This is a genomic window from Erythrobacter sp. (assembly GCF_035194505.1).
Lineage (GTDB): Bacteria > Pseudomonadota > Alphaproteobacteria > Sphingomonadales > Sphingomonadaceae > Erythrobacter.
In genome coordinates this window covers 1,428,633-1,454,897 of the sequence record NZ_CP136573.1, presented here as the reverse complement: position 1 = coordinate 1,454,897, position 26,265 = coordinate 1,428,633, and the positions used below count along the sequence as shown (strand labels likewise).

The window sequence follows — 26,265 nt, the reverse complement described above, 5'->3', positions numbered from 1 at the left end:
CGGTTTGCGCCCCTTGTGCATACGGGCGCACTCTATGCGGCAGGTTGGTTAATGAACGCCTAGCGCGGGGCCCAAGCGGGCTGTTTTTGCACAAAGACATGGCGCACCAGCACCACCGCCGAAACCGCGCCGAACAGGTTGGCGGCCAGCTCTGCGGTGTAGATCGCGCTGCTTCCCATCGATGGTTGCAGAATGAGCGCGGTCGGCAGCATCACGCAGAACACGCGGGCGACCGATTGCAGCAGCGCAAAGCTCGCCTTGTCGACCGCGTTCATGATGCCGTTGCCGACGATCAGCAGGCCGAACCCGGCATAGCCCCAGGCGGCAATCTGGAGGTAGCGGGCGAACTCGGCAATCACGGCGGGATCATCGGTGAAGACGGTCGCAAAGCTGCGCCCTGCGGCCATCATCGCGCCCGCCACCAGCAGGCCCCAGACGATGCAGAACCCCGCCGCCCACAGCGCCGCCTCGCGCGCCCGGTCATGGTGGCCCGCGCCCCAGTTCTGCCCGACAATCGCGCCGATTGCGCCGGACAGGCCGAGCAGCGGGACAATCACGAAGCTTTGCAAACGGCCCGCCGCGCCGAAGCCCGCCACCGCCGCCTCGCCCTCCAGCGCCACGCGGGCGGTAAGGATCGAGAGGGCCAGGGGATTGATCGCATTCGAAAAAGCGGCTGGCAGGCCGACCTTGATGATCGCCCGGGCGGGATCGATGAGGTCGCAATCGCGCAAGGCACCGAGGCGGAAGGGCAGGCTGGTGCCGCGCAGCAGCACCATCGCCGTCACAACGCCGATGCCCCAGCCGATCACCGTGGCATAGGCCGATCCGGCAATCCCGAAGCCCTCGAAACCGCCCAAAATCTCGGGGGCTCCGGTGATCAGGATCGGGTTCAGCACCCAGTTGGCGGCGGCATAGGTGATGCTGACCGTGCTGGTGCGCTTGGCCTCGCCTTGCCCTCGTAGCACGCCGTTGAAGCCCATGATTGCAAGGCTGAAGGGGAAGCCTGCGGCATAGGGCGTCATGTAAGCGCGGATCAGCGGCATGAGGTGCGCGGGCGCGTTCATCGCGGCGAAGATCGGCTCGATCGCGAGCCACAGGGAAAGGCCCATCACCACGCCGATCAGGGCCGCGAACAGGATGCCGAAACTGGCCCGCCGCTCGGCGCTTGCATGGTCGCCTTCGCCAAGCGCCCGGGCCACCACCGAATTGATCCCGACCATCACGCCCACCCCCAGCGAGGTGCTGGCGACGGCAACCGGGAAGATGAAGCTGATCGCGGCCAACGGCGCGCTTCCCAGCTGGCCGATGAAATAGGCGTCCACGATCCCGATCGACATGATCGCCGCCACACCGATCACAGCCGGCAGCGTCTGGTTGACGAGGTGGCGGGGAATGGAGCCGCTGACCAGTTTGGCAAGCGGAGGGGCGGATGCGTTCATGTGGCGTAAGGCGTAGCCGCCTCGCGCGCGGCTTGCAAAGCATTCCCTGCCCATGCGATAGCGCAGGGCAACAGCAGACGGAGAGGAACAGGCCATGGCAACCCAGCTCAAACCGACGATCGAGTGCAGCAAGGAAGAGTGGCAGGCGCGGCTTGATCTTGCGGCTTGCTACCGCATTTTCGATCACCTCGGCTGGTCGGAATCGATCTACAACCACATCTCGCTGAAGGTGCCGGGGGAGAAGGATACCTTCCTCATCAACCCCTTCGGCCTGCTCTATTCCGAAGTCACCGCATCGAACCTCGTGAAGATCGATGTCGAGGGCAATAATGTCGGCGGCTCGCCCTATATGGTGAACAAGGCGGGCTTCACCCAGCACGCCTATTTCCACAAGCATCTGGGCGAGCGTGCGGACGCGATCTGCCATGTCCACACCACCGCGACCATGGCTGTGGCGAGCCACAAGGACGGCTTGCTGCCGACCAATTTCTACGCCTGCAACTTCCAGGGCCAGATCGGCTATCACGACTTCGAGGGCGTCACTGTGCGCCCCGAGGAAGGCGAGCGGCTGGTTCAGAACCTCGGCAACCACACCATCCTGATGCTGCGCAACCACGGCCCCGTGGTGATGGATCGCACCATCCAGGGCATGTTCGTGAAGATGTGGGCCTTGCAGCGCGCCTGCGAGATCCAGGTGGCGACGCTTTCGATGGGCAACCCCAACCTCGTCCCGCAGGCAGTGGTCGATGTGCACCAGCGCGATCTTTCCGTGATGAGCGGGCAGGGCGGCGCGGGGATGTTCGACTTCGAGGCGTGGAAGCGCCGGGTCGACAAGATCGACGACAGCTGGCGCAGCTAAGCCGCTAAAAGGGCGGCACAATGTCGCGCATGACCGTCAACGAGCGGCCGGTCGAGTTCGATCTCGATCCGCGCATGCCGCTGCTCTACGCGCTGCGTGAGGCGATGAACCTCACCGGCACCAAGGCCTGTGGCGGCGGCGAATGCGGCGGGGCCTGCATGGTGCTGGTTGACGGGGTTGCGCTCAGATCGTGCAAGATCACGCTGGCCGAGGCCGAGGGGCGGATCATCACCACGATCGAGGGGCTGAGCCGCGATCGCTCGCATCCGGTGCAGCAGGCCATGGTGGCGCAGCAGGCGATCCAGTGCGGATATTGCACGCCCGGGATCGTCATCGCCGCGGCTGCGCTGATCCAGCGCAATCCAGCCCCCACCCGCGAGGAGATCGAGGGGGCAATCCCCAATATCTGCCGCTGCGGGGTCTATCCCCGGCTGATCAAGGCGGTGGAGCAGGCTGGCCGCGTGGCGCAGCGCAGCGAAAGCATCAGCGCCGCGCCTGCGCCCGGCATCAGTCCCGAGGACGCGGCAAAAGCCGTCCCCGCGCTGCGGGTGGTGAAGCCGGAATAAGCGAGACGGGGCGGGGGGCTGCCCCCTCAAAGCCTGAACGTCACGCCGACCTGGATCGTGAAGGGCTGGCCCGGCAGGATGCCGCGCGCGCGATCAGTGATGTAGAGCCGGTCGAAGAGGTTGCGCGCGGTCGCGAACACCTCCCACTTGCCCTCCGGCGGGCCGTATGAGGCGGCGACATTGAACTGGGTCCAGCCTGGGATCAGCCCGCGCTGGCCATCGGGCGTGACGGGAATGAGGTTTACGTCGTCGGCAAAGATCGAGGACTGGCTGACCATCTCGATCTGGCCGGTGAAGCCCTTGTGCTCCACCCCGATTGCGCCCGACACCAGCCACTCGGGCGAGTAAGGCAGGCGATTGCCTTCGACATTGCGGGCAACGCCGCAAGGCACCGGGCCAGCGCCGGTTGCGACCAGCGTGCCGGTGGTGGCCCCGTCAAAGCACGGCGCGTTGGCGATACGGGTGCTGTTGTACTCAGCGTCCGCCACCCAGGTGACAGCAAGCCGCGCGAAGATATCGGTATCGCCTTCGGTAAGGCCCGCCGCGCGCGAGGAGGCGTTGAGCGCCAGCTCGCCGCCGCGGTGCATCGTTTCGCCCGCCGAGGTCAACGTCGCCCCGACCCCGCCGGCGACCGACTGGGCGACGATCTGGTTCTGGAAATCCATCACGAAGATGGTCGCATCGGCATTGAGACCGGGCAGCACTTCGCCGCGAATGCCGAATTCGTAATTCCAGCTGAGCTCCGCGCCGAGATCGACCGAGCCGCCCGCCGCGGTGATGATGTCCTCGACACGCGGGGGTGCAAAGCCGCGGTGGACGCCGCCGTAGAGCGTCACGTTCTCGGCAATATCCCAGGTCGCCCCGAGACCGGGCAGCACCTTGTCGAGGCTCTGGCTGCCACTCGAGGGGGCGGTGACAGCGCCCGAGGGCCGCCCGCCAACCAGCACGTCGATTGGCAGATTGCGACGGGCAAAGTCGATGAACTCGCCGCGCACGCCCGGGGTCAGGGCGAAGTTGCCGATCACAAAGCGCGACTGGATGAAGGCGGAGAAGGCGTTGGCGTCGCGCTCGTTGTTCTCGCGCACACCGGCGTTGACGCTGGTGCCGGGGGTGCGGGCGTCAGGCGTATCGCCGTTCCACTGGCGGCGGGTCTGGCGCTCCTCGTGATAGCGCACGCCGATTTCGGTCTCGCCCCCGATCCCCAGCAGTGCGTGTTCGATGGCAAGGCGGGTCTCGATCCCGTAGGTGTCGTAATCGCGCAGGCGGCCTTCATTGCCACAAGTGGTCAGCAGGTTGGCGAGCCCGCCGCAGGTCGGGTCGCTGGCATCGTTCGGGCGCTGGCCCGAGTTCGAGGATTGCCGCCACCAGTCGCGCGTGAAGTAGTGGTAATAGGCGGTGGTGCGAAGGGTCAGGTGCTCGGCCAGATCCCAGCGGTGGGCGATGGTGGCATTGAGCCGTTCGGTCTGGAATTCGTCATTGATGAAGATGTTGCCGCGCGGATTGGCAGCGAATTCGTCGCGGCGCAGGCCCGAGTAGGTGACTTCGCTGTCCTCGGTAAATCGCGACAGCTTGATCGTCAGGCCGTGGCTTGCGCCCAGCTCCCACGCACCCTTGATGAAGATGTCGGTGAACTTCATCGACTGGTTGTCGCGGTTGCCATCGGTCTGGTTGTGGTTGACGTGGACCAGCACCCCGCCGCCCAGCAGCTTGCCGCCGACCTGTCCGTCAAGCATCAGCTGATCGAGGTTGCCCCCTGCGACGGTCCCGCGTGCGGTGAATTCATCCGGCACGTCGGGCGTGATGTAGTTGACCACCCCGCCGATGGTCTGCGGGCCGAAGCGCACTTGCGCTGCGCCTTTCAGCACTTCGACCGATGTGAAGCGCTGGATCGGCGGGTGGTAATAGGCTGCATTGTCGCCATAGGGCGCATAGCCGAGCGGAATGCCGTCTTCGAGCAGCAGCACCTTGGTCGAACGCACCGGGTTGAGGCCGCGGATACCGATATTGGGGCGCATCCCGGCGCCTTCCTCGTCCCGCGCGAAGACGCCCGCCACCTGCCGCAGCGCGTCATTGACATTGAGCACGCGGCTGCGGCGCAAGTCATCGTTGGTCACCTTGCCGAAGGAGCCGGCGATGGCCTCGGCATCCTGGGCCTCGCCCACCACGACGATCTCGGTCGCGGGCTGGGCGGTGGTTGTGGCGGCGAGAGCGGAGGTCGAAAGGCCCTGCTCGGTGCTCTTGCTCGTACCCTTGGTCGCCTCGGCAGGCGCGGTTTCGGCCAGGGCGGGGAAGGCAAGGGTGGCGCATCCGAGGGCAAGGATGGTGCGCGCTTGGGCGAGAATCATGGAAGGCCTTTCGTGTCTTGCGGGCCAGATATTGCAACTCACTCGCAACTGCAACCCATGAAGCGCAATGAAATTGATTATCATCAATCTGTAGCGAATCTCTGCGCAGGGGCTTACTCCGCATCGAACTCTGGCAGTTTCAGGAGCACGGCCATGAAAGCGACGATCTGGCACAACCCGGCTTGCGGCACGTCGAGGAAGACGCTTGCGATCCTCGAGAACCTGAGCCGCGTCGAGGTGACGGTGGTGGAGTATCTCAAGACCCCGCCGAGCGCGGAAAAGCTCGCCCAGCTCTATCGCGATGCCGGGATCACCCCGCAGCAGGGCCTGCGTCTGCGCGGCACCGATGCCGCAGAACGCGGTCTGCCTGATGCCGACGATGGGACAGTGCTGGCCGCGATGGTCGCTAACCCGGTGCTGATCGAACGCCCGCTGGTCGAGACCGACAAGGGCGTGCGCCTTTGCCGCCCGCAGGATGTGGTGCTGGAGGTGCTTTGACTTCCGCAGCCCCTCCGGGCTGCGATATCCTCGCTCACACGGCCTGCCGGCCGCGTCGCTGCGGGCGGCCGTTCGGCCTTGCGGCCCGTCTAATGGCGGGCCGAGCTCTCCTGCCTCCTTGGGTTTGGCGAAAGCATCGGTCGCGCAGCGACCGCGAGCGCACGCGCGCGAGCCGCAGGCGCTCAAGCCCGCAGGGCTTGAAACAGCGCCGAGGACGGGCCCGTGGAGGCGGGCCCGCAAATCAGGAACGCGTCAGTTCCCGGTCCGCCTGAAGGCTCGTCCACCCGTGCAGCAGCACGGCGGCGCACAGGGCGACGATCAGGCCGAAGCCCAGCCAATTGGAATGGCCGTAGAGCCACACGCCGAGCGCAGGTGCGTAGATATAGCTCGCCCCGGCCAGTGACGCGACGATCCCGCTCGCCTGCCCCTGCTCGGCGCGCGTGACCGCCAGCGAGGTGCCCGCTGTGGTTCCCGGACGGAACAGCCCGAAGCCGAGGGAAGCGATGGCATAGCCCAATGCAATCAGGTGCAGATCGCCCGCCACCGCCAGCACCATGGTGCCGAAAGCAGCCGTCGCAATGCCCCACAGCGTCGCTGCGCGCGGGCCGAGGTCGAAGCGCGGGATCAGGCCCCATTGCGCGAGCAAAGTGGCAATCGCGCCGCTCATCAATACGAGGCCAACCGGCCCTGCGCCTTCGGTCGGCGTATCGCGCAGGCCCAGCCTGTCGAGCACCAGAAAGCCCGAGATCCCCAGCACCATCGCCTGCGCATGACCGCCGAAGAAGCCTGCGAAGACCCAGGGCCTCAGGCGCGGGTCACGCCAGCTGAGACGCGGCGGCTCGCCCGCAGCCTCGGCATCGAGCGTATCCTGCGGATCGCTCGGCGCGCCCGAAGGGCTTGAATAGGGGGCAGCGTCCCCGCGCGCGGCGAATTGCGGCTCGTCATTGGGCAGCCGCCAGCGCAGCAGCACCAACGCGACCACGCCGATGGCGGCAAAGGCGATGAACGGCCCCGTCAGCCCGATGCCGAGGAAAGGCACCACCATCAGCGGGGCCAGCGCCGGGCCGATCACGGTGCCGAGCCCGAAGCTCGATGCAATCAGCGAGAGCGCCTGGGTGCGTTCGGCGCGGGGCGTGCGCGAGGCGACATAGGCTTGCACCGCCGGGGGCGCAGCGCTGCCGAACCCGCCATAAAGGCTGCGCGCGGCGGCAAAGGCGGCGAGCGTCCAGAAGGCGCCCATCCATCCCGCAAGGCCCGCCCACAAGGCTGCGCCGCATAGCACGAAGGAGACGATGAAGCCGGCGAGGCCCAGCGCCATCATCGCCTTGCGCCCGCGCTTGTCCGAGCGCCGCGCCCAGAACGGCGCGCACACCACCCACAGCAGCGCCGACCAGCTATAGGCGAGGCTGATCCACACATCCTGCACCTTCAGCGCGGTGCCGATCGAGGGCATCACCGATTGCATCGCGGTGTTGCCCGCCGCGGTCACCAGCATGACGGTGAACAGCAGCGCCATGCGCGACGGCGGGATCGCGCCGGTGGCGGGCGCCTTTTGCGCAGACGGCGTCAGATGCGGGTCGGTTTCGGCCATGATGCGCGGGCGGTCAGAGCCTATTCGAAGGCTTCGGCAATCTTTTCGGGCGTCCCGCCGGACAGCTGGCGATGGATCGACGCGATCACGACGAGGAAGATCACCGTCATTACGGTGTTGACCAGCGCACTTACCAGCGCGACGCCGATGGCCTCCACCTGTCCGCCGATCGCCGAGAGAATCAGCGTCAGCACCCCTTGCACCAGCGCACCGATGATCACGATCACCGCAAACAGCAGCACGATGAAGGCAAAGATGCGCACCGAATTGCCCTTGGTCAGCCGCCACGAGCGGGTCATGGCGGCGATCGGATTGCGCTCCTGATCGATGGCGATCACCGGGGCGATCAGGGAGAATTTCACGAACAGGTAGATCACCAGCACGATCAGCGCGAGCCCGGCGGTCGCGGTGAGGGCGGGCGGAGCGAGTGCGGCCATCAGGCCCAGCGGAAGGCCCACCACCACCCCTGCGGCCAGCGCGCTGATGATCTGCGCGGCGATGTAGGTCGGGATCGAGCGGATGCCTTGCCCCAGCGCCTCGCCCACGGTCGGGCGGCCCTTGTCGGTCAGCAGGGCGAGCAGGCTGAGCGAGCCGATGAAGCCCGCGATACTGATCGCCAGCAGCACCGGCCAGTTATCGGCATAGAGCGCGGAAATCTGGTCGATCGCCTGTTGCATCGCCACCTCCGGATCGCCGCCCTGGCGTTGGCCGGCGACAGGAATGGTGGTGCTCGTTTCGGGCAGCAGCAGAGCGGCGGCAAAGGTCGGCAGGAAGAAGAACAAGCCGGCGATGGCCGAGATCGTGTCCTTGTTGGCCCCGATCAGCGCCGTGGTCTGTGTCCACGCCTTTCCCATGTCGAGCTTGATGTTTGCCATGTTGCTGTCCGATCCCCGGCTGAAAGGGCGATACGCAATCGCCTCTTGATATGCGCGTTCAATGCCCCCACCGGAGCATCATGGCAAGCACTGCTCCCCAAAACGAGAGGCCGCCCCTGCCCGAATGGCGGCGCGAGACGCAGCCGGTTCCCTACGGGGAGGCGCTGGCGGCAATGGAGGCGCGCAATCAGGCGGTTGCGAGCGGCGAGGCAGACGAACTGATCTGGCTGCTCGAACACCCGCCGGTCTATACCGCCGGCACAAGCGCCGACCCGTCCGAACTGGTCGACCCGCGCTTCGAGGTGGTCGCGACCGGACGCGGCGGGCGCTACACATATCACGGGCCGGGCCAGCGGGTCGGCTATCTGGTGCTCGACCTCAATCGGCGGGGCAAGGACGTGCGCTGCTTCGTCCATGCGATCGAGGGCTGGGTAATAGCGACGCTTCGCACCTTCGGGGTGGAAAGCTGGCGGGCCGAGGGCCGCGTCGGCATCTGGACCCGCGATATCGACGGATCGGAAGCCAAGATCGGCGCCATCGGCGTGCGCGTGCGGCGCTGGGTGACGATGCACGGCTTTTCGGTGAACCTTGATCCCGACCTCACGCATTTCGGCGGGATCGTGCCTTGCGGGATTGCCGAATATGGCGTCACCAGCATGGCGAAGCTGGGCCTTGCGGTTTCGGCCGAGGAATGGGACGCGGCCCTGCTGGCGACGCGCGATGATTTCCTTGACGCGCTCGATGCGGCAGCGAAAAGGGCTTGCCGATGATGCGCCCTGCCTGCCTTGCTTTGGCCCTGCTGGCCACCGCCGCCTGTTCGGAAGCGCCGGGCGCGCCTGCCAAGCAGGGCGGCGCGGCTGCGGGCGAGGTGCAGGGCGGCACTATCAGCGATGCGATGATCCCGCTGGAACAGCTGGAATCGCAGGCCCCGCTCGCCCCGCGTCAGGGCCCCGCGCCAACCGATCTCGATGCTGAACAGCCCGAAGTCGATCAGGCCGAGGGCGTCGAAGGCACCCCGACAAGCGAAGGGGCCGAAGCAGCCCCTGCTGCCCCGGCCCCCGCCAACGTCCAGTAAGGCCGCGCCGCTTACTCGGCGGCTTCGGCCTGCTCCTCTGCAAGGGTCGGGTAGTCGACGTAGCCTTCGGGGATCGGGAAGTACCAGCTCTTGGGCACGTCCTTGTTCGGGTTCCAGTGCGCGCCTGCCGCGATCCGCTTTTCGAGATCGGGGTTGGAGATATAGGGGCGGCCAAAGCTCACCGCATCGCACTTACCGCTCGTCACATCGGCCTCGGCTTCTTCCGCGGTGTAGTCCGAATTGAGGATCAGCTTGCCGGTGTAGATCTGGCGGATCAGCGGGCTTTGCTTGGGCACATCGGTCTGGCCGAAAGTACCGTCCGGCCCGGGTTCGCGCAGTTCGACGAAGGCGAGGCCCAGTTCCTCGCACACCTTGGCAGCAGCACCGAAGGTTGCGGCGGGGTTGCTGTCATCGGTGCCTTGCGAATCGCCATTGGGCGAGAGGCGGATGCCGACGCGGTCCGCGCCCCACACGTCGATCAGCGATTCGAGGATCTCGCGCATGAAGCGGGTGCGGTTCTCGGGCGAGCCGCCATATTCGTCGGTGCGCAGGTTGGTCTTGTCGCGCAGGAACTGGTCGACGAGATAGCCATTCGCGCTGTGCAGCTGCACGCCGTCAAAGCCCGCCTTCTTGGCGTTTTCAGCGGCGCGGCGGTAATCGCCGATGGTGCGCTTGATATCCTCGTGTGTCATTTCGCGCGCGACGGCATAGGGAGCCTTGCCGGTCGGCGTGTGGGCCTCGCCCGGAGCCTGCGTGGCACTCGCCGAGAAAGGCGGCTCGCCGCCGAGGAAGTAGGGGTGGACGATGCGCCCCATGTGCCACAGCTGCATGACGATGAGGCCGCCTTCCTCGTGCACCGCCTTGGTGGTCGCCTTCCACGCTTCGGTCTGCTCGTCGCTCCAGATACCGGGCGCCGAGGGCCAGCCAAGACCTTCGGTGCTGATGCCCGTGGCTTCGGTCAGGATCATGCCCGCGCCTGCGCGCTGGCGATAATAGAGCGCCATCAATTCGTTGGGCACGAACATCGGCTCGGCTGCGCGCCCGCGGGTGAGCGGGGCCATGTGGATGCGGTTCTTCGCGTGAAGCGCGCCCATCTGGAGCGGCTGGAACAGAGCGTCGTGCATTTGTGGGTAATCCTCATCGGTCAGTTTTGATTGGCTATCCACTTGGGGCGCGCGCGGCTAGGGCGCAAGCATGGAAAATGAGGGTGCGCCCCAAGAAGAAGTTGTTCCCCACGAGACACGCCCGGCGGCGTGGCTGCTGCTGTTCGCGCTGTTCGGCGGCAATGTGGCGCTGGCGATTGGCCCGTGGTTCGTGCGGGTGGCGGATACCGGTCCGGTAGCGGCGGGCTTCTGGCGGCTGTTTCTGGCGCTGCCCTTCATGGTGCTGCTGGCGCGGGCCAATGGCCAGCGGCTGACGGGGATGCCCGGCAAGACCCTCGCCCTTGTGGCGCTCGGCGCTGTCACCTTCGCGCTGGATCTCGCCAGCTGGCACATCGGCATCGAGATGACGCGGATTGGCAATGCCACGCTGTTCGGCAATGCCGGCTCGATCGTGCTGCTGTTCTGGGGCTTCATCATCGCCCGCACCCTTCCCGGGCGGCTCGAGACGCTGGCGATCATCTTCGCACTGGCAGGCGCGGCGATCCTGATGGGACGCAGTCTCGAAATCAGCCACGAGACCCTGATCGGTGACTTGTTCTCGGTCGCGGCGGGGCTGCTTTACGCGGTCTATCTCCTCACCTTGCAGAACGCCCGCAGTGCCTTCGGCTCGTGGAGCCTGCTGGTCTGGGTGAGCATCTTTGGCGCGCCGGTGCTCCTCGCCATCGCGCTGGCACTGGGCGAGCCTGTGTGGCCGCAGGCGTGGGGGCCGGTGGTGGGACTGTTCGTCCTCAGCCAGCTGGTCGGGCAGGGGCTGATGGTGTTCGCGCTCAGATACTTCCCGCCGCTGGTGGTCGGCCTTGCCCTGCTGACGCAGCCTGCGGTCGCCTCGATCTACGGCTGGCTGGCGTTCGGCGAGGTGCTGTCAGGGATGGATATCGTCGGCATGATGCTGGTCGGAGCAGCGCTGGCGGTGAGCCGGGCGAAGGCCTGACCTAGCGCCACTCGTCCTTCAGCGGTCTGCCGGGGTTGATCCACGGGCCAACGTTGAGGCCGTTCTCTTGCCGTTTGGCTTCGTAATCGGCCTTGGCGGGGAAGTCGGCCAGCATGTTCGCCTCGCTATTCTGGTCGCGCGCCTCGGCGATCATCCGCGTCCAGTCCTTCGCCTTCACACCTTGAGGGGCGCGTTTGTAGAGCGGAAACTGCAATTCGTAGCGGATTGCGCGCCGCCAAAGCGCCATCATCGCATCGTAATCGCTGCCCACCCATTCGAGCACGACCGGCCCCACGCCCGCGGCCAGCGCGCCGCGCAGCTGGGCGATGTTGCTGTCGGCCGCCATCCATGGGCGGGTGCGGGTCTGCCAGATGAAATACCAGAAGGTCGCGCGCTCCATGTCGCCGCGTTCGATAAGCGCTGTGACCGCGTAGATGAGGTTCATCGGATCGGCCGCATCGGGGTGATCGAGCAGGTAATCGGCTGCCGCCGCGCGCTCCGCCTCGTCCTCGCTTTGCAGCGCCAGTTGAAGGTCGAGCTCGGAATAGCCGGCGCTCTTTTCGCGATACTCCGTGCCGAGAAACTCCAGCACTGGCCCGAAGGCGGGCAGCATGTCCTTCAGATTGGGGCAGAAGTCGGGGACGCCGGGGCGCTCGTCCGCGTTGCCGTCCCGTTCGGGGTTGGCGTAGTTCGCCTCGAGAATGGCGATGATCGCGTCGAGGTTCATGCGCTCGTCGAATGTCGCGCCGCCGTCCTCGAAATACTTGCCGCTGATGGTGCAGCGGGTGTTCGAGACATCGAAGGGCGGCGTGTCGCCTTCAAACGCATAGCGCACGGCCCAGTCGGGGATGCCTGCGCGCAGGGTCTCGATCTCGCCATTGGGGCGCAGGCCGATGAGCAGCCAGCCCTTGGCGCGCTCCTTGTGGGCATAGGCGCGAAAGGCGATGCCCTGCACGGTAAAGCGGCGCTCGAGGGTGAAGCCGGATGCCGCCAGCGCCTGTTCATGGGCGTCGAGCACTGCGGGCCATGCGGCGTCGATCCCGCCGGTCATGGTCAGCGCCATCAGCCTTTCGGCCTGATAGAGCCCGTAGCTGCGATCCCCCGGCTGGACGTCGGCGCGGGCCAGCACTTCGAGCGCACGCTGCGGCTCGGCGTTAAAGCGTGCGCGCTGGGCATCGAGGATCAGGATATCGGCCAGCGCAGTCCGGTCTTTGGCGCAGATCTCGGCCAGCTTCGCAAGATCGCCGCGAAGCGGATCTCTTGTAAGTGCATTGGCGGGCTCTTCCACCACCGCAGCGGTGCCAATCGTGATGACGGGCGGATTGCCCGGGCGATCGGCGCGCACCAGATCGGGCCACTGCGCTGCCATGGCCGCGCGGCATTCGGGAACCGCGCCATCCTCTGCCCATGCAGGAGCGGCGTGCGCGAGAAGAGCGATCAGCGCCGCAGCGCCGAAAGCTCTAGTCCCCACTGAAGGGCACCTTGCCCAGATCACCCAGGCCCACGGTTCCACCTGCCATGTCCAGCATCCGGTCGAGGCTGCGCTTGGCTTTCAGGCGGATGCCTTCCTCGATCTCGATGCGCGGCTCCAGATCACGGAGCGCCACGTAGAGCTTCTCCATCGTGTTCAGCGCCATGTAGGGGCAGATGTTGCACGAGCAGTTGCCGTCCGCACCCGGCGCGCCGATGAAGGTCTTGTGCGGCAGCGCCTTCTGCATCTGGTGGATAATGTGCGGCTCGGTCGCCACGATCAGGGTGTCGCCTTCGAACTCCTGCGCATATTTCAGGATACCGCTGGTCGAACCGACGTAATCCGCGTGATCGATGATCGTCGGCGGACATTCGGGATGCGCCGCGATGGGCGCGCCGGGGTACTGCTCCTTGAGCTTGAGCAGTTCGGTTTCGCTGAAGGCCTCGTGCACGATGCACACGCCCGGCCACAGTAGCATCTCGCGGTTGAACTTGCGGCTGAGGTAGCCGCCAAGGTGCCGGTCCGGCCCGAAGATGATCTTCTGCTCGGGCGGGATCTGGGCAAGGATGGTCTCGGCGCTGGAACTGGTGACGATGATGTCCGAGAGCGCCTTCACCTCGGTCGAACAGTTGATGTAGGTGAGCGCGATGTGATCGGGGTGCGCTTCGCGGAAGGCGCGGAATTTCTCCGGCGGGCAGCTGTCTTCAAGGCTGCATCCGGCATCCATATCGGGCAGGATCACGGTCTTCTGGGGCGAGAGGATCTTGGCGGTATCGGCCATGAACTTGACCCCGCAGAAGGCGATCACATCCGCGTCGGTCGCCGCCGCCTTCCGGCTGAGTTCAAGGCTGTCGCCCACGAAGTCGGCAATGTCCTGGATATCGGGCGTCTGGTAATAATGCGCGAGGATCACCGCGTTGCGCTCTTTGCGCAAGCGATCGATCTCGGCCAGCAGATCGGCGCCGGTGGGGACTTTGGTCACGTAGCTCATGGGGCAGATCCCGCTGTTGAATATGCCCCGGGATATAGGCGTGCCCGCACGATTTTCGAGCGAAAAGCGTTACGGGGCGAAGCCCGGCGGGAGGAAAGCTTCCATCGGCCGCTCGGCCCCCGGCGTGCCGGCCACCAGCCACTCGGTGAAGGCAAATCCCGGCTGCGAATAGGCCAGCAGCATCGAGAGCACGAAAACCCCGACATTGATCCCCATGCCCCACCAATAGGCCCGATGTACCCGGCCATCGCGGCGCCAATCGGCCCACATTCCGATCAGCGGGAAGATCCAGGTCAGCACGATCGAGATCGGCCAGGCATAGGGGATCAGCAGCGGGGCAGGGATGATGCGGCCAAGGCCCGGCCCGGTCAGGATGCTCATCGCCACCAGCATCAGTCGCCGGTGCCAGCCCTGATGCCGCCGCACCCGCAAGGCCCACAAGGCCAGCCCGCCGAAGCAGTAGAGCCCCATCGCATTGCTGATCACGAATTCGTTCATCGCGAAAAAGAACGGCCCGCCGCGCGTCTGCGCCGAATGGACCATCACCGCCGTCCCTGCGATCATCATGGCCGGAACGAAGACATAGGCCAGTCGCCCCAACCGGCGGTGCAGGGCAACATTGCCGCTCGCGATGGTGATCGCCTGCGCCGCATAGAGCCCGACCCAGCCCATGAACATGATACCGTGAAGATGGACGGTGACCGGCTCGGCAAAGCTTGATCGGCCCATCAGCAGGTGAAAGCTGAAGCCGGCAATAATCACGCCCGCCATTGCGAGCGCCATGATCAGAAAGAACCGCGTATCTCTTGCGGTGCCGCCTTGCGATGCCAGCGTTGCCATTTGTCCGATCCCCCCGACAATGCGTCCCCGACGGCGTTGGACCACGGATTGCGCGCGGGTGCAAGCGGGCGCCTTCAGCGCGCGGCGGGGCCCTTGGCGGTCAGTTGCGGATCACGGCTGGGATCGGCAGCGCACCAAGCCCATGGACTGCATTCCGAGCCGTTCGATCCACGCGCCGCCCAGTTTGAGCACCCTGCCATATTCGGTAATTTCCCCGCGGCCGATTTCGAAACCGTCACTCGCGTTGAAGATCGTGGCCGGCGCGATCTCGACTGAGTTCCGCGGCAGCGGCCCGTCCGCCCGCACCACCTTGTTCGAAGCTTCGCAGGCCATCTCGAATGGTGCCATCGCTAACGCCTGATCAAGTGGCACTGTGGCGTAGAGCTGGTTCCAATCCCCGACCCCAACAGGCAGGACAGGTTTACCGTCAAGCCGAGCGCCGGGCAGTTGCGCGGCATATTTTTCGACCCGTTGCAGCCAAACAGTGGCAAACTCGGCCTCTCCTGGATTGAGCGGCGCGGCGAGCGCCGGACAATTGGCGCGGGCGATGCTGACCGTCGGACACAGGATGCTGAGAGCCCGCCCAGCCTCGGCATCGGCGCGCGCCTTGAGCTGCTTGGCGGCCTCCGGATTGCGGGCCGCGAGCGTGGCCATGACCTTTGACGCTACCGGGCCCTTGAGACCTGATATCTGGCTCATCGATGCCCAGTTCGTCGAGTTGCGCAAATTCCAGATTGCGATGATGCGCGAGGCCCAGACTTCCTGGTGGATGGTGGCAGCGTCCTGGATCGCCTTGATTGGGCCGACAAGCCGGGGATCATTGCACGGCACGCTCGCCAGATTGGTCTTCACGCCTTCGAGCCAGCCGCCGACGGTGGTCTGGTCGGCCGGGGTGACCAGCGCGCGGATCTCATCGGCAAATAGCTCCATCGCGAGCCGTTGATCGGGGTTGAGCACCTTGCATTTCGCATCAATTGTCAGCTGTTCTGACAGCTGCGCATAAAGCTGGTTCGGTGCCTGCGCGGCCAGCGTAGCAGGCGTAAGCATCCCTATCGCAGCCGTTGCCGCAGCAAGAACCGGACGGGCAAGGACAGAAATGGAGAAACCCTGTTTCATCGCAAGCTCCAGCTATCGTCGAAGTTTGCGACCCGGCCCCGCTTTGCAAGGTCCAGAAGGTGAGCCGTAACTGACATGCCGGCAGCGCCGGTCAGTCGCGGATCGAGCCCTACATACATCTTGGCAACCAGGCTATCAACGGTCTGGCTGGCCTCGCCCAGCAAGCGCAGGATCTGGTTTTCGCGCTGGCGGCGGTGGCCGATCATGCCCCGCACCAACTGCTTGGGCTTCTCGATCGCCGCGCCGTGGGCCGAGTGGTAGCGCACATCCTCGCGCGCCATCAGCTTTTCAAGGCTCGCCATGTAATCGCCCATGTCGCCATCGGGCGGGATGACGACGCTGGTGGACCAGCCCATCACGTGATCGCCGGTGAAGAGGGCGCCGCTCTCCTCCAGCGCGAAGCACAGGTGGTTCGAGGTGTGCCCGGGCGTGGCGACGGCGGTGAGCGTCCAGCCGGTGCCGCGCATCCCCTCGCCATCCGCCAGCACCCGGTCCGGTGCATAGGTGGGGTCGAAGGCCTCGTCCGAGCGCGGGCCGGCAACTTGCAGCATCAGCGGCGCACAGCCGACCACCGGCGCGCCGGTCTGCGCGGCCAGAGGCGCGGCAGCGGGCGAGTGGTCGCGGTGGGTGTGGGTGCACATGATCGCGAGGATGCGGCGCCCCGCCACGGCGGCAATGATCGCCTCGATATGCGCTTCCTCGTCCGGCCCCGGATCGATCACCGCGCAATCTGGGCCATGCGGATCGCCCACGACATAGGTCTGGGTGCCGGTGAAGGTGTAGGGCGAAGGATTGGGCGCAAGCACGCGCCGCACCAGCGGCTCGACATCTTCGGCCAAGCCCGTGGGCCATGGTTTGGGCGGAATGGTCACCATGGGCTTGCATATGGCGGGCGTCATGGCAGATGTCACGCAAGAGAGAGGGGATTTCATGGACGACTATATTCTTGTGCTCGACGAGGGCACGACTTCCACCCGCGCGATCCTGTTCGCGAGCGACGGGGCGCTGGTGGCGAGCGCGCAGGCACCGCTGACGCAGCACTATCCGCAGGCTGGCTGGGTCGAGCATGATCCGCGCGAGATCTGGGACAAGACGCTGGCTTGTGCACGCGAGCTGCTGCCCAAGGCGGGCGGGGCGGGCGGGATTGCCTGTATCGGCATCACCAACCAGCGCGAAACCGTGGTGGCCTGGGACAAGGCGACTGGCGAGCCGCTGACCAACGCCATCGTATGGCAGGATCGCCGCACCGAGCCGTTCTGTGCCGAGCTGCGCGATGCGGGTCACGAGGCCGCGGTGCAGGAGCGCACCGGCCTGCTGCTCGACCCCTATTTCTCCGGCACCAAGATGCGCTGGATGCTCGACAATGTGCCTGAAGTGAAGGCGGCTGCGGAGCGCGGGACGCTGGCTTTCGGCACGGTCGAGAGCTGGCTCGTCTACAAGCTCACCGGCGGGGCAGCCCACATCACCGATGCCTCCAACGCCAGCCGCACGCTGCTGATGGGGCTGGAAGATGCGCAGTTCGATGACGGGCTGTGCAACCTGTTCGGGGTGCCGCTCGCCGCACTGCCCGGAGTGACGGACATGTCCGGTCCGCTCGCTCTCACCGATCCCGCGCTGCTTGGCCGCGCGATCCCGATCACCGGCCTTGCAGGCGATCAGCAGGCAGCAACCATCGGGCAGGCCTGTCTTGCCCCCGGCCAGACCAAGGCGACCTATGGCACCGGCGCTTTCGTGCTGACCTGTCAGGGCGCGACGATCCCGCGCTCGACCAACCGCCTGCTCGGCACGGTGCTGACCCAGATCGACGGTCAGCGTACCTATGCCATCGAAGGCTCGGTGTTCGTCGCGGGGAGCCTCGTGCAATGGCTGCGGGATTCGCTCGGCATCGTCCAGGTGGCCGAAGAGACCGAGGCGCTGGCGCGCTCGATCCCCGATAGCGGCGGGGTGGTGATCGTGCCTGCCCTGGCGGGGCTTGGCGCGCCGCACTGGCGGGCTGACGCGCGCGGGGTGATTGCCGGCTTGAGCTTTGCGAGCGGCAAGGCCGAGCTTGCGCGCGCGGCGCTGGAGGCGATGGCGCACCAGACCCATGATCTCGCCGCAGCCTTTGCTGCTGACGGGACGCCGTGGGAAACGCTGCGGATCGACGGCGGGATGTCGGCCAACAACTGGATGGCTCAGGATCTCGCCGATGTGCTCGGCATCACGGTCGAGCGCCCGGGCTTCGTCGAGACCACGGCGCTGGGCGCGGCGATGCTGGCGGCAAGCGGCGCAGGGCTCTACCCGAGCCTCGATGCGGCCGCGCAGGTGATGCGCGGACAGCTCGCAAGGTTCGAGCCGCAGATGGACGAAAGCGTGCGCGCTGCGCGGCTGGGGGCTTGGAAGAAGGCGCTGAGCGCGGCGTAGCGATTGCGATCGGGCAGGGGCTCTGTGCCACCGAAAGGAGGCCGATCACCCCAAACGCCCGAATTCGCGGCCGATGCGTTCCTGAAAGGCACGAGCGGGCGAGGCCATCTCGAAATGCTGGCGCCAAGCCTCGTCTAGGCGGGCGATCCGCTGGTGCAGGCGCTCGGTCTCGGCGATCAGCTCGCGGGTTTCCGGTTCGAGCAGGGCCAGCTGCTTGGGATCTGCCCCGCGATCAGGCGGGAGCGCGCCGTGGAGGCGCACCTGGCTTTCAGACAGCTCGCCGGAAAACAGCGCGCGCTGGTTGAGCAGCCAGGCCAGGATATGCATCATCCGCGTGGTGGTCTTGAGCCCCTCGGTCGATAGCGCGAGGCGCACGAAGGCGTCCTCGCCGATAGCGGGCTCGCGCGTGCCGGCGCTGAACACCGCGCGCACGTCGTCGGCCAGCACCAGCGCTTCGGTGTAGAGCGCCTCGATGATCGGGCGTGAGAGATTGGTGGTCCGGGCCATGTGCGCTGTAGAATAGGCTTGCCCAGCCGCTCCCGCCACCGGAGCATGGTTACTTTCCAAGTAATTTTTGCCCGCGTCCCGCACGGGAACAGATTTCTTTGGGATCGCGCTCGCGCGCGATGCAGATCTCCCGCCCCGCCTCCCCACCCGGCCACCATAGCCTGATGGTATCATTGGTGGCCGGGTGGGGCCAAAGAACAAGGAGGCGGGGCGGGTGGTCTGCGCCACCGAAGGTGGCCGCAAACCAATCACGCGATGATATCGGGCAGCAGCGTGTCCTCGATGATCGCGATCTGGTCTTTCAGGCGCAGCTTGCGCTTTTTCAGGCGCGCGATCTGGAGCTGGTCGGCAAAGGCGTTCTGGCGCGCGGCTTCCGTCAGGGCGGCAATCGCGGCATCGAGGTCGCGATGCTCGGTCCTGAGCAATTCGAGCTTTTTCCTGAGCTCCTGCTCGGTCATGCCAGATGAAATCCCCCAGAATAACTGGCGTGTGCCGGACACCGTTGCCGATGCGCCCGCTAACGCCCCGCCGCGCTACGCGTTCCTGTGCGATTCGGTAAGATGCTGTGCGCTTTTTTCCGCCACCGGCGTCCAGCGGTGTCGCTTCGTCGCGCAGCAGTGCGGATACGGCGATTCCGGATGTAGTAATAGTTTGCATTCCACTGTGGCTGTGGTTTCACTGAAGCCAGCGGCTCGGCCGCGTTTGGTCCGAGTCGCCGTTGCGGGGGCATCCCCCCGCGCAGACAGGAGAACGCATATGGCATCGACCGCAGTGTCTTCCCACCTTCACGCCCTCCAGGCCAAGCACGCCGATCTTGACGCACGGCTGCATCAGGAAATGGCGCGGCCCGTGCCCGACACTGCGACGATCCAGGCCCTCAAGAAGCAGAAGCTGCGATTGAAAGAGGAAATCGCCGGTTTCTGACCGGCCGCTCCGCTTCCATCACAGGGCGTGCGGGCGGCTTAAGTCATCTGCCCTTTTGCATTTGCCGTGCGCAGCGAATAGACCTGCATTGTCATGAGTGCAGCCGCAGCAGCCCGCCAGATTCTTACCCGCCTGACCGAGGTCATGGCCTCGCGCATGCACGCGCAGGCCAAGCTCGATCAGGTGGTCGAGATCATCGGCGAATGCCTGTCGAGCGAGGTGTGCTCGATCTATCTCCTGCGCGAAGGCATGCTGGAGCTGTTCGCCACCCGCGGCCTCAATCAGAGCGCGGTGCACGTCACCCGTATGGCGATCGGCGAGGGGCTGACCGGCGCAATCGCGCAGAAGGTTGAAACGCTCAACTTGGCCGAGGCCAAGGCCCACCCTGATTTCCAGTACCGCCCGGAAACCGGCGAGGAAAAGTTCCATTCCTTCGCCGGCGTGCCGATTGTCTATCGTGAACGCGCGGTGGGCGTCTTGTGCGTCCAGCATGTCGAGCCGCGCCGCTACGAAGAGGTCGAGATCGAGGCGCTGCAGACCACCGCCATGGTGCTCTCGGAACTGATCGCCAATGCCGAACTGGTCGACGAGGAGGAAGCCCGCGTCCTGACCCAGGAGCAGACCGGGCCGCAGACCCTCACCGGCCTCACGCTGGTGAAGGGGCTGGGCGCGGGCGTGGCGGTGTTCCACCAGCCGCGGGTCGAGATCACGCAGGTCATGGCCGAGGATATCGAGGCCGAGCGCCAGCGCGTCTACCGCGCCTTCGACAAGATGCGCGAGCAGATCGACACCCTCGCCAGCCAGGCCGAATTCGGGGTCGGGGGTGAGCACGAAGAGGTGCTCGAGACCTACAAGATGTTCGCCTATGACGAGGGCTGGTCGCGGCGCATCAACGAGGCGATCGACAGCGGCCTCACTGCCGAAGCCGCGATCGAGCGCGTCCAGCAGCATACCCGCATGCGCATGCGCGAGATCGACGATCCGCTGCTGGCGGACCGGATGCACGATCTGGAGGATCTGGCGAACCGCCTGCTGCGCATTGTCGCAGGCCAGGTCGGCACGGCAGCCTCGCAGGGGCTGCGCAAGGATGCGATCCTGATCGCGCGCAACCTCGGCCCGGCCGAACTGCTCGAATATGACAAGCGCCGCCTGAAGGGTGTGATCCTCGAGGAAGGCTCGCTGACCGCCCACGTGGTGATCGTCGCCCGGGCGATGAACGTGCCGGTGATCGGCCGCACCAAGGATGTGCGCGCCACAATCCGCGAAGGCGACGAGATCCTGCTCGATGCTACTGCAGGCAGCGCGATTGTCCGCCCGTTGCCGCAGGTCGCCGATGCCTTCCACGCGCGCTTTGCCAAGAGCCGCGAGAAGCAGGCGGCCTATGCATCCTTGCGCGATGTCGAGCCCTTCACCCGCTGCGGCACGCGCATCCAGGTGATGATGAACGCCGGCCTGCGTGACGACATGAGCATGCTGGCGATGACCGGCGCGGACGGGGTCGGCCTGTTCCGCACCGAGTTCCAGTTCCTCGTCTCGGCAACGCTGCCCCAGCGCGAGCGCCAGACGCGGCTCTACCGCGACGTGCTCGATGCGGCGGGCGACAAGCCGGTGATCTTCCGCACGGTCGATATCGGCGGCGACAAGTCGGTGCCCTATCTCGCTTCCGAGATTGCCGCGCAGGACGAAAACCCGGCGATGGGCTGGCGCGCGCTGCGGCTGGCGCTGGAGCGCGAGGGGCTGATGAAGATCCAGGCGCGGTCGCTGCTCGAAGCGGCGGCCGGGCGCTCGCTTTACGTGATGTTCCCAATGGTGTCCGAGCCGTGGGAGTTCGATGCCGCCAAGGCCGTGTTCGACGACCAGCTCGATTTCCTGCGCACGCAGAAGAAGCTGCTGCCTGAGCGCATCCACTTCGGCGCGATGCTCGAAGTGCCAGCGCTCGCCGAGGTGCTCGACATGCTGTTGCCGCGCCTGTCGTTCCTGTCGATCGGCACCAATGATCTCACCCAGTTCCTGTTCGCCGCCGATCGCGCCAATCCCAAGCTGGCCGAGCGGTATGACTGGCTCAGTCCGTCGATCCTGCGTTTCCTGAAGCGGGTGATCCAGTCGAGCATCGGCAGCGGGGTCGAGGTCGGCGTGTGCGGCGAGATGGGCGGGCGCAGGCTTGAGGCGCTGGCGCTGCTCGGTATCGGCTATCGCCGCCTGTCGATCACGCCGGCTGCGGTCGGCCCGATCAAGGAACTGGTGCGCAAGGTTGATCTGGCCGAGCTTTCCGCTGCGATGACCGGCTGGCTGGCCGAGCCCCAGCGCGATCTGCGCGCCCAGCTTTCGGCCTGGGCCGAGGCGCGCGATATCGAATATGACTGAGGCGGCAACAGGGCTGCTTGCGGCGCTCCGTGCGCGGTGCGGGCCGCTTCGTCCTTTGCCCGCTTGACAGGAGGCGCGCAGGCAGGCTCTTTCCTGTTCAAGCGCAATTCACGCAATCCTTTGCAAACAGCCTCATCAGAAGGCGTGGAAACCGGGTCATGGACAGCGAACTGGATATCAGCGCCGATGGTGCGCACCTTGAGGTCTATGACGGGGCCGGGGCCCGGCTGCGTGTAGCGCGCGAGGCCCGGCGGCTCGAACTGATCAATATCGCCAGCGAGACGCGGATCCCGCTGCGCCATCTCGAAGCGATCGAGGAGGGCGACTTTGCCGCGCTGCCTTCGCGCACCTATGCGATCGGTTTTGCCCGCACCTATGCCAAGGCGGTGGGGCTGGACGACGCCGCGATCACCGATGCGGTGCGCGCCGAACTGGCCGATGGCTCCGGACACCGCGCAGCCGCAGGGAGCGGCGGGATCGAGCCGGGCGATCCGGCCAAGCTGCCCTCGGCAGGCCTCGCATGGTTCGGTGCCTTTGCCGCGCTGCTGCTGGCCGCTGGCCTGATCGCCTTCTTCTCGACCCGCTTTGGCGCCGGGATCGGCCCGGCCCCGCTGGCTGCGCCCAAGCCTTCGCCAAGCGTAGCGGCCGCTACCCCCGCTGCTGCTGCTCCTGCCGCGAGCGGCCCGGTGGTGATCACCGCGCTCGCCGATGTGTGGCTGAGGATCGCCGATGCGGGCGGGGCGCGTCTGATCGAGAAGGAATTGAAGCAGGGCGAAAGCTTCACGCTGCCCGCCACCGCTGCCGATCCGCGGATCAACACCGGTCGCCCCGATTTGCTGGCGATCACCATCGGCGGCAAACCGGTTCCGGCGCTGGCGAGCACGCCGACACAGATTGCGGACGTGCCGATCTCGGCTGCGGCGCTGCTGGCGCGCGGACAGGAGCAGGCGGCTGCGGGCGCCCCCGGTGCGGCGGCGACGGGAGCAGCACTGCTCGCCCCGCCGCGTCCTGCCCCGCGCCGCGTGCCGCGCACCGCCGCCACGCCTTCCGGTGATGCCGCGTCCGCCCCGGCACCAGCCGCTGCGGCCCCGGTCGAAGCTCCGGCACCTGCGCCTGCGAGCGATACAAGTGCCAGCCCGCCGACAGTCTGAGCGCAGCTGCCTCCATCGCGGTGCGAATTCCCGTTGATTAGGGGGGGCCTCGCTCTCGACTTGCCCGGCCCGACAAGGCAGGGATTCGGCCCGTGTTCATCTGTCCCGCGCCAGAACGGGGCGGCCAATCGCTAGGGAGCCTGCCGCACATGACCACCGCCTCCGCCCAGACCTTTGCCCCCCGGCTGCTCCAGCGTGCGCTGCACCTGCGGATGGCGCGCGTGTTGCTGGCCGCTGCCGCGATTGCTGCCGTGCCCGCTCCTGCTTTTGCGCAGGACAGCGTGGCCGAGACGCGGCTGCGCAAGATCGAGGCCGAGGTGCGCGCGCTGCAGCGCAAGGTCTTCCCGGGCGGCGATGCGCGCCTGTTCGAACCGCAGATCGGTGCGAGCAGTCAGGCCCCTGCAAACCCGGCCCAGCCGACTATCGGGGTGATCCCGCCTGCCAACACGCCGGTGACCGATATTCTGGTGCGGCTCGATGCGCTCGAAGCCCAGCTTCAGGTGCTGACGGCACGCTCGGAAGAGCAGGCGAACCAGCTTGCCCAGCTCGAACTGCGGCTTGCCGCGCTCGAAGGCGGGCAGGTCGCGGCGGTGGATCCGGCGCCCGTCGGACCGCCGGCGACTGAACCTGCGGTAACGCCCGCGCCCACGCCCACGCCCACGCCTGCGCCTGTGGCAGCTCCCCGCACGGCCACACCTGCGCCCAAGCCCGTAGCCACGCCGCCGGCAACCGCGCCCGCCACTGCCCCCGTCCGCGCACCCAGCGCCGAACGGCTCGCCGCGGTGCAGGCCATCGCCAAGCCGCAGACCGCCGATGCGGGCGACGACGAATATTCATATGGGTTCCGCCTGTGGAGCGGGGGCTTCTTCCCCGAAGCGCGTCAGCAGCTCACCAAGTTCGTCGAACAATATCCGAACCATGCGCGCATCAGCTTCGGCCGCAACCTTCTGGGCCGCGCCTTCCTTGACGACAAGATGCCCGAAGAGGCGGCGCGCTGGTTCCTCAAGAACTATCAGGCCAACAAGAATGGCGAGCGTGCGCCGGACAGCCTGCTCTATCTCGGCGCTTCGATGATCGCGATGAAGGACACCAAGCGTGCCTGCATCGCGCTCGCCGAATTTGCCGAGACCTATCCGCTGCTCGCTGCCGGACGGCTGGCAAACGACTATCAGGCCAACCGTGCCAAGGTGACGTGCAGCTAGAGCAGGCCGCCGCGCGCTTTGCAGCCGATCTGGCCGCTCTTTGGCCGGAGGAGGAGCGCGAGGGGCCGCTTGGCCTTGCGGTATCGGGCGGGCCGGACAGTCTGGCGCTGATGCTGCTCGCCCATGCGGCGATGCCTGGGCAGATCGCCGTCGCCAGTATCAATCACGGCCTGAGACCCGAAGCGGCAGTCGAGGTCGCGCTGGTCGAGAGGTTGGCGCGCGAGCGCGGCATTCCCTTCACCGCGATGACGTTGACACCATTGATCGGCAACATCCAGGCGCAGGCGCGCGAGGGGCGCTATTCGTCGCTCGAACAATGGGCCGAAGCGACCGGGCTGGGCGCGGTCGCCACGGCGCACCACGCCGATGATCAGGCCGAAACCCTCTTGATGCGGCTGAACCGCGGAAGCGGGCTGCCGGGGCTGGCCGGGGTGCGCGCTGCCTTGAGGCCAAGTTCGGGCAGGCACGCGCTGCTTCGCCCGCTGCTGGGCTGGCGCAAGCGCGAGCTGGAGGCGGTGGTGGCCGAGGCCGGGATTACAGCCGTCCGCGATCCCTCCAACACCAACCCTGCCTTCGAGCGGGTGCGGGTCCGCCAGACGCTTGCTTCCGCCGACTGGCTCGATCCGGTCCAGTTCGCCGCCAGCGCCGAACATATCCTTGAAGGCTGGCAGGCGCTGCAATGGTATGCCGAACTCGACTGGCACGAGATGGTGATGCGCGATGACAGCGCGCCGGGGGGCATCGGCTACACTTATTGCGCCAATGTGCCGCGGGTGATCGGGATCGAGACGATCCTCGGGATCATCCACGCGTTGGGCGGCAAGGCCACGCGGGCCGAAGCAGCGCGGGCGTGGGACCGGCTCTGGGCGGGCGAGAATGCCTCACTGGGCGGCGTGCTGGCGCGGGCCGGGGTTGAAAAGGTAGAGAAGGTCGGCGTGCCGATGCGCGTCTGGCGCTTCCGGCCGGAGCCTGCGCGGGGCAGCGTGAACTAGCGCCCTAAAGCACCTTGTCGCCGATGCCCACCAGGCGGCCGCGGGTGATGATCACCCTGTCGCCGCGCCGCGCTGCTGCGAAAAGCTTTGCAGCAAAGGCATCGGGCACGCCGATGCAGCCGTGGCTGGCATAGCCGTTCATCACCGGCGAGCCGTGGATCGCGATGCCATCCCAGGTCAGGCGCAGGGTCCAGGGCATCGGCGCGTCGTTATACTTTTCCGACACATTGTCGCGTTCCTTGGTGAGGATCGGGAAGGTGCCGGTGGGCGTCGGATGGGCGCGGGTGCCGAGCAGCGCCACCGCCGTCCCGATTTCGTGCCCGTCACGGAAGGCGCTGATCACGCGCGCTTCGAGATCGACGGTGATCACCAGCTTGCCGGTGCCCGGCGCGGCGGTCTCGTCCCAGAACCAGTCGCCGTAACGGATGCTGCCCTCGATCGGCAGGATCGACTTGATCACGAAGGGGTCGCTGCTGGCGAGTGCGGCGGGCTCTGCCTGCATGGGGGCGCTCTCGATCATGCGCGAGGCGGGGCCGCGCGGGGCCGGGGCGATCTCGGTGAGGGCGGCGGGGCTGAAGGTCACTTCGTCATCGCCGGGATAGATCAGCGGACGTTCGAGCGCGATCGCCTCGGGCGCTGCGATCGCCGGGGTCATCTCGCTATCGGGATCGATCCGCTCGAAGGCCTGATCCGCGCGGGCGGCGACCAGCTGGGCTGCCTCCGCCGCATCGCCGGCAGAGGTTTGCGCCAGCAAGGGTGCACAGGACGCCGCCAGAGCGACGAAAGCGATGGGGATGACGAGCGATCGGATCATGCACGCGATTATGCCGTGCGCTGCCGGTGGTTTCCAGCCGTTAACCTTTGCCCGTCCCTTGCGGGGACGGTGAAGTGGGAGGGGTTAACGCCTCCGTCTTTCTTTGCGGCTCGCGGATTTTCCGCTTCCCTTCGCGTGCGTCTCGCGA

At 66.5% G+C, this 26,265-nt stretch carries 25 protein-coding genes; 12 read left to right on the top strand and 13 right to left on the bottom strand.

Annotated elements, in window-relative coordinates:
* Positions 1-59 precede the first annotated feature (59 nt).
* The gene (locus RSE14_RS07220) at positions 60-1,439 is read right to left on the bottom strand and encodes an MATE family efflux transporter (RefSeq protein WP_324076659.1); all 1,380 of its coding nucleotides are present in this window, start codon (positions 1,437-1,439) and stop codon (positions 60-62) included.
* 94 nt (positions 1,440-1,533) lie between these two features.
* Between RSE14_RS07220 and RSE14_RS07215 the strand changes: the two genes are divergently transcribed.
* Positions 1,534-2,298, top strand: coding sequence for a class II aldolase/adducin family protein (locus RSE14_RS07215; protein WP_324076658.1), 765 nt, complete (start codon positions 1,534-1,536; stop codon positions 2,296-2,298).
* Positions 2,299-2,318: 20 nt separating this feature from the next.
* Positions 2,319-2,864 carry a (2Fe-2S)-binding protein gene (locus tag RSE14_RS07210; RefSeq protein WP_324076657.1) on the top strand — a complete coding sequence of 182 codons (546 nt, stop codon included), beginning with the start codon at positions 2,319-2,321 and terminating at the stop codon, positions 2,862-2,864.
* Positions 2,865-2,890: 26 nt separating this feature from the next.
* Here the strand turns inward: RSE14_RS07210 and RSE14_RS07205 are convergent, their stop codons facing one another.
* Positions 2,891-5,209, bottom strand: a complete 2,319-nt coding sequence (locus RSE14_RS07205) for a TonB-dependent receptor family protein (protein ID WP_324076656.1) — start codon at positions 5,207-5,209, stop codon at positions 2,891-2,893.
* A 153-nt stretch (positions 5,210-5,362) separates the two neighbouring features.
* On the opposite strand from RSE14_RS07205, the gene arsC reads away from it, so the two are divergent.
* Positions 5,363-5,707, top strand: a complete 345-nt coding sequence (gene arsC / locus RSE14_RS07200) for an arsenate reductase (glutaredoxin) (protein ID WP_324076655.1) — start codon at positions 5,363-5,365, stop codon at positions 5,705-5,707.
* Between the two features lie 241 nt (positions 5,708-5,948).
* Here the strand turns inward: arsC and RSE14_RS07195 are convergent, their stop codons facing one another.
* A complete protein-coding gene (locus RSE14_RS07195) occupies positions 5,949-7,298 on the bottom strand; it encodes an MFS transporter (RefSeq protein WP_324076654.1) in 1,350 nt (449 codons plus the stop codon).
* A 20-nt stretch (positions 7,299-7,318) separates the two neighbouring features.
* The gene (locus tag RSE14_RS07190; RefSeq protein WP_324076652.1) at positions 7,319-8,173 is read right to left on the bottom strand and encodes a DUF7847 domain-containing protein; all 855 of its coding nucleotides are present in this window, start codon (positions 8,171-8,173) and stop codon (positions 7,319-7,321) included.
* An 80-nt stretch (positions 8,174-8,253) separates the two neighbouring features.
* Between RSE14_RS07190 and lipB the strand changes: the two genes are divergently transcribed.
* Complete coding sequence (lipB, locus tag RSE14_RS07185) at positions 8,254-8,943, top strand: lipoyl(octanoyl) transferase LipB (protein ID WP_324076649.1); 690 nt, start codon at positions 8,254-8,256, stop codon at positions 8,941-8,943.
* On the top strand, positions 8,940-9,248 hold the full coding sequence (locus RSE14_RS07180) for a hypothetical protein (protein WP_324076647.1): 309 nt from the start codon (positions 8,940-8,942) through the stop codon (positions 9,246-9,248). Before lipB ends, RSE14_RS07180 begins: the two co-directional genes overlap by 4 nt.
* A gap of 11 nt (positions 9,249-9,259) precedes the next feature.
* Here the strand turns inward: RSE14_RS07180 and RSE14_RS07175 are convergent, their stop codons facing one another.
* Positions 9,260-10,372, bottom strand: a complete 1,113-nt coding sequence (locus tag RSE14_RS07175) for an alkene reductase (protein WP_324076646.1) — start codon at positions 10,370-10,372, stop codon at positions 9,260-9,262.
* Between the two features lie 70 nt (positions 10,373-10,442).
* Between RSE14_RS07175 and RSE14_RS07170 the strand changes: the two genes are divergently transcribed.
* Positions 10,443-11,342 carry a DMT family transporter gene (locus tag RSE14_RS07170; protein ID WP_324076645.1) on the top strand — a complete coding sequence of 300 codons (900 nt, stop codon included), beginning with the start codon at positions 10,443-10,445 and terminating at the stop codon, positions 11,340-11,342.
* 1 nt (position 11,343) lies between these two features.
* Here RSE14_RS07170 and RSE14_RS07165 read toward each other — a convergent pair whose 3' ends face one another.
* The 5 genes from RSE14_RS07165 to RSE14_RS07145 form a co-directional block, all read right to left on the bottom strand.
* Entirely contained in the window at positions 11,344-12,813 is a 1,470-nt protein-coding gene (locus RSE14_RS07165) for a hypothetical protein (protein ID WP_324076644.1), read from the bottom strand.
* Complete coding sequence (nadA, locus tag RSE14_RS07160) at positions 12,803-13,804, bottom strand: quinolinate synthase NadA (protein WP_324076642.1); 1,002 nt, start codon at positions 13,802-13,804, stop codon at positions 12,803-12,805. The genes RSE14_RS07165 and nadA overlap by 11 nt, the downstream gene beginning before the upstream one ends.
* A 69-nt stretch (positions 13,805-13,873) precedes the next feature.
* Entirely contained in the window at positions 13,874-14,644 is a 771-nt protein-coding gene (locus tag RSE14_RS07155) for a hypothetical protein (RefSeq protein ID WP_324076640.1), read from the bottom strand.
* A gap of 111 nt (positions 14,645-14,755) precedes the next feature.
* On the bottom strand, positions 14,756-15,760 hold the full coding sequence (locus tag RSE14_RS07150) for a hypothetical protein (RefSeq protein WP_324076639.1): 1,005 nt from the start codon (positions 15,758-15,760) through the stop codon (positions 14,756-14,758).
* Complete coding sequence (locus tag RSE14_RS07145) at positions 15,757-16,635, bottom strand: MBL fold metallo-hydrolase (protein WP_324076637.1); 879 nt, start codon at positions 16,633-16,635, stop codon at positions 15,757-15,759. Before RSE14_RS07145 ends, RSE14_RS07150 begins: the two co-directional genes overlap by 4 nt.
* 55 nt (positions 16,636-16,690) lie before the next feature.
* Here RSE14_RS07145 and glpK point away from each other — a divergent pair, with 55 nt between their 5' ends.
* Complete coding sequence (gene glpK, locus RSE14_RS07140; protein WP_324076635.1) at positions 16,691-18,163, top strand: glycerol kinase GlpK; 1,473 nt, start codon at positions 16,691-16,693, stop codon at positions 18,161-18,163.
* A gap of 45 nt (positions 18,164-18,208) precedes the next feature.
* Here the strand turns inward: glpK and RSE14_RS07135 are convergent, their stop codons facing one another.
* Both RSE14_RS07135 and RSE14_RS07130 read right to left on the bottom strand, forming a co-directional pair.
* Positions 18,209-18,670, bottom strand: coding sequence for a DUF1465 family protein (locus RSE14_RS07135; RefSeq protein ID WP_324076634.1), 462 nt, complete (start codon positions 18,668-18,670; stop codon positions 18,209-18,211).
* Between the two features lie 248 nt (positions 18,671-18,918).
* Positions 18,919-19,128, bottom strand: coding sequence for a DUF465 domain-containing protein (locus tag RSE14_RS07130; protein ID WP_068863954.1), 210 nt, complete (start codon positions 19,126-19,128; stop codon positions 18,919-18,921).
* A gap of 298 nt (positions 19,129-19,426) precedes the next feature.
* Here RSE14_RS07130 and RSE14_RS07125 point away from each other — a divergent pair, with 298 nt between their 5' ends.
* The 5 genes from RSE14_RS07125 (at position 19,427) to tilS (ending at position 25,303) form a co-directional block, all read left to right on the top strand.
* Positions 19,427-19,594, top strand: a complete 168-nt coding sequence (locus tag RSE14_RS07125) for a YdcH family protein (RefSeq protein ID WP_324076632.1) — start codon at positions 19,427-19,429, stop codon at positions 19,592-19,594.
* Positions 19,595-19,687: 93 nt separating this feature from the next.
* Positions 19,688-21,958, top strand: coding sequence for a phosphoenolpyruvate--protein phosphotransferase (gene ptsP / locus RSE14_RS07120; RefSeq protein WP_324076630.1), 2,271 nt, complete (start codon positions 19,688-19,690; stop codon positions 21,956-21,958).
* Between the two features lie 158 nt (positions 21,959-22,116).
* Complete coding sequence (locus RSE14_RS07115) at positions 22,117-23,109, top strand: helix-turn-helix domain-containing protein (RefSeq protein WP_324076627.1); 993 nt, start codon at positions 22,117-22,119, stop codon at positions 23,107-23,109.
* Positions 23,110-23,258: 149 nt separating this feature from the next.
* Entirely contained in the window at positions 23,259-24,311 is a 1,053-nt protein-coding gene (locus RSE14_RS07110) for a tetratricopeptide repeat protein (protein WP_324076625.1), read from the top strand.
* The gene (tilS, locus tag RSE14_RS07105) at positions 24,302-25,303 is read left to right on the top strand and encodes a tRNA lysidine(34) synthetase TilS (RefSeq protein WP_324076624.1); all 1,002 of its coding nucleotides are present in this window, start codon (positions 24,302-24,304) and stop codon (positions 25,301-25,303) included. Before RSE14_RS07110 ends, tilS begins: the two co-directional genes overlap by 10 nt.
* 4 nt (positions 25,304-25,307) lie before the next feature.
* Here the strand turns inward: tilS and RSE14_RS07100 are convergent, their stop codons facing one another.
* Positions 25,308-26,117, bottom strand: coding sequence for a L,D-transpeptidase family protein (locus tag RSE14_RS07100; protein WP_324076623.1), 810 nt, complete (start codon positions 26,115-26,117; stop codon positions 25,308-25,310).
* Positions 26,118-26,265: the final 148 nt, after the last annotated feature.

Coding starts and splice junctions, on each gene's coding strand:
- RSE14_RS07220 (WP_324076659.1), bottom strand. CDS start 1,439: ATGAACGCATCCGCCCCTCCGCTTGCCAAACTGGTCAGCGGCTCCATT.
- RSE14_RS07215 (WP_324076658.1), top strand. CDS start 1,534: ATGGCAACCCAGCTCAAACCGACGATCGAGTGCAGCAAGGAAGAGTGG.
- RSE14_RS07210 (WP_324076657.1), top strand. CDS start 2,319: ATGTCGCGCATGACCGTCAACGAGCGGCCGGTCGAGTTCGATCTCGAT.
- RSE14_RS07205 (WP_324076656.1), bottom strand. CDS start 5,209: ATGATTCTCGCCCAAGCGCGCACCATCCTTGCCCTCGGATGCGCCACC.
- arsC (WP_324076655.1), top strand. CDS start 5,363: ATGAAAGCGACGATCTGGCACAACCCGGCTTGCGGCACGTCGAGGAAG.
- RSE14_RS07195 (WP_324076654.1), bottom strand. CDS start 7,298: ATGGCCGAAACCGACCCGCATCTGACGCCGTCTGCGCAAAAGGCGCCC.
- RSE14_RS07190 (WP_324076652.1), bottom strand. CDS start 8,173: ATGGCAAACATCAAGCTCGACATGGGAAAGGCGTGGACACAGACCACG.
- lipB (WP_324076649.1), top strand. CDS start 8,254: ATGGCAAGCACTGCTCCCCAAAACGAGAGGCCGCCCCTGCCCGAATGG.
- RSE14_RS07180 (WP_324076647.1), top strand. CDS start 8,940: ATGATGCGCCCTGCCTGCCTTGCTTTGGCCCTGCTGGCCACCGCCGCC.
- RSE14_RS07175 (WP_324076646.1), bottom strand. CDS start 10,372: ATGCACGACGCTCTGTTCCAGCCGCTCCAGATGGGCGCGCTTCACGCG.
- RSE14_RS07170 (WP_324076645.1), top strand. CDS start 10,443: ATGGAAAATGAGGGTGCGCCCCAAGAAGAAGTTGTTCCCCACGAGACA.
- nadA (WP_324076642.1), bottom strand. CDS start 13,804: ATGAGCTACGTGACCAAAGTCCCCACCGGCGCCGATCTGCTGGCCGAG.
- RSE14_RS07155 (WP_324076640.1), bottom strand. CDS start 14,644: ATGGCAACGCTGGCATCGCAAGGCGGCACCGCAAGAGATACGCGGTTC.
- RSE14_RS07150 (WP_324076639.1), bottom strand. CDS start 15,760: ATGAAACAGGGTTTCTCCATTTCTGTCCTTGCCCGTCCGGTTCTTGCT.
- RSE14_RS07145 (WP_324076637.1), bottom strand. CDS start 16,635: ATGGTGACCATTCCGCCCAAACCATGGCCCACGGGCTTGGCCGAAGAT.
- glpK (WP_324076635.1), top strand. CDS start 16,691: ATGGACGACTATATTCTTGTGCTCGACGAGGGCACGACTTCCACCCGC.
- RSE14_RS07135 (WP_324076634.1), bottom strand. CDS start 18,670: ATGGCCCGGACCACCAATCTCTCACGCCCGATCATCGAGGCGCTCTAC.
- RSE14_RS07130 (WP_068863954.1), bottom strand. CDS start 19,128: ATGACCGAGCAGGAGCTCAGGAAAAAGCTCGAATTGCTCAGGACCGAG.
- RSE14_RS07125 (WP_324076632.1), top strand. CDS start 19,427: ATGGCATCGACCGCAGTGTCTTCCCACCTTCACGCCCTCCAGGCCAAG.
- ptsP (WP_324076630.1), top strand. CDS start 19,688: ATGAGTGCAGCCGCAGCAGCCCGCCAGATTCTTACCCGCCTGACCGAG.
- RSE14_RS07115 (WP_324076627.1), top strand. CDS start 22,117: ATGGACAGCGAACTGGATATCAGCGCCGATGGTGCGCACCTTGAGGTC.
- RSE14_RS07110 (WP_324076625.1), top strand. CDS start 23,259: ATGACCACCGCCTCCGCCCAGACCTTTGCCCCCCGGCTGCTCCAGCGT.
- RSE14_RS07100 (WP_324076623.1), bottom strand. CDS start 26,117: ATGATCCGATCGCTCGTCATCCCCATCGCTTTCGTCGCTCTGGCGGCG.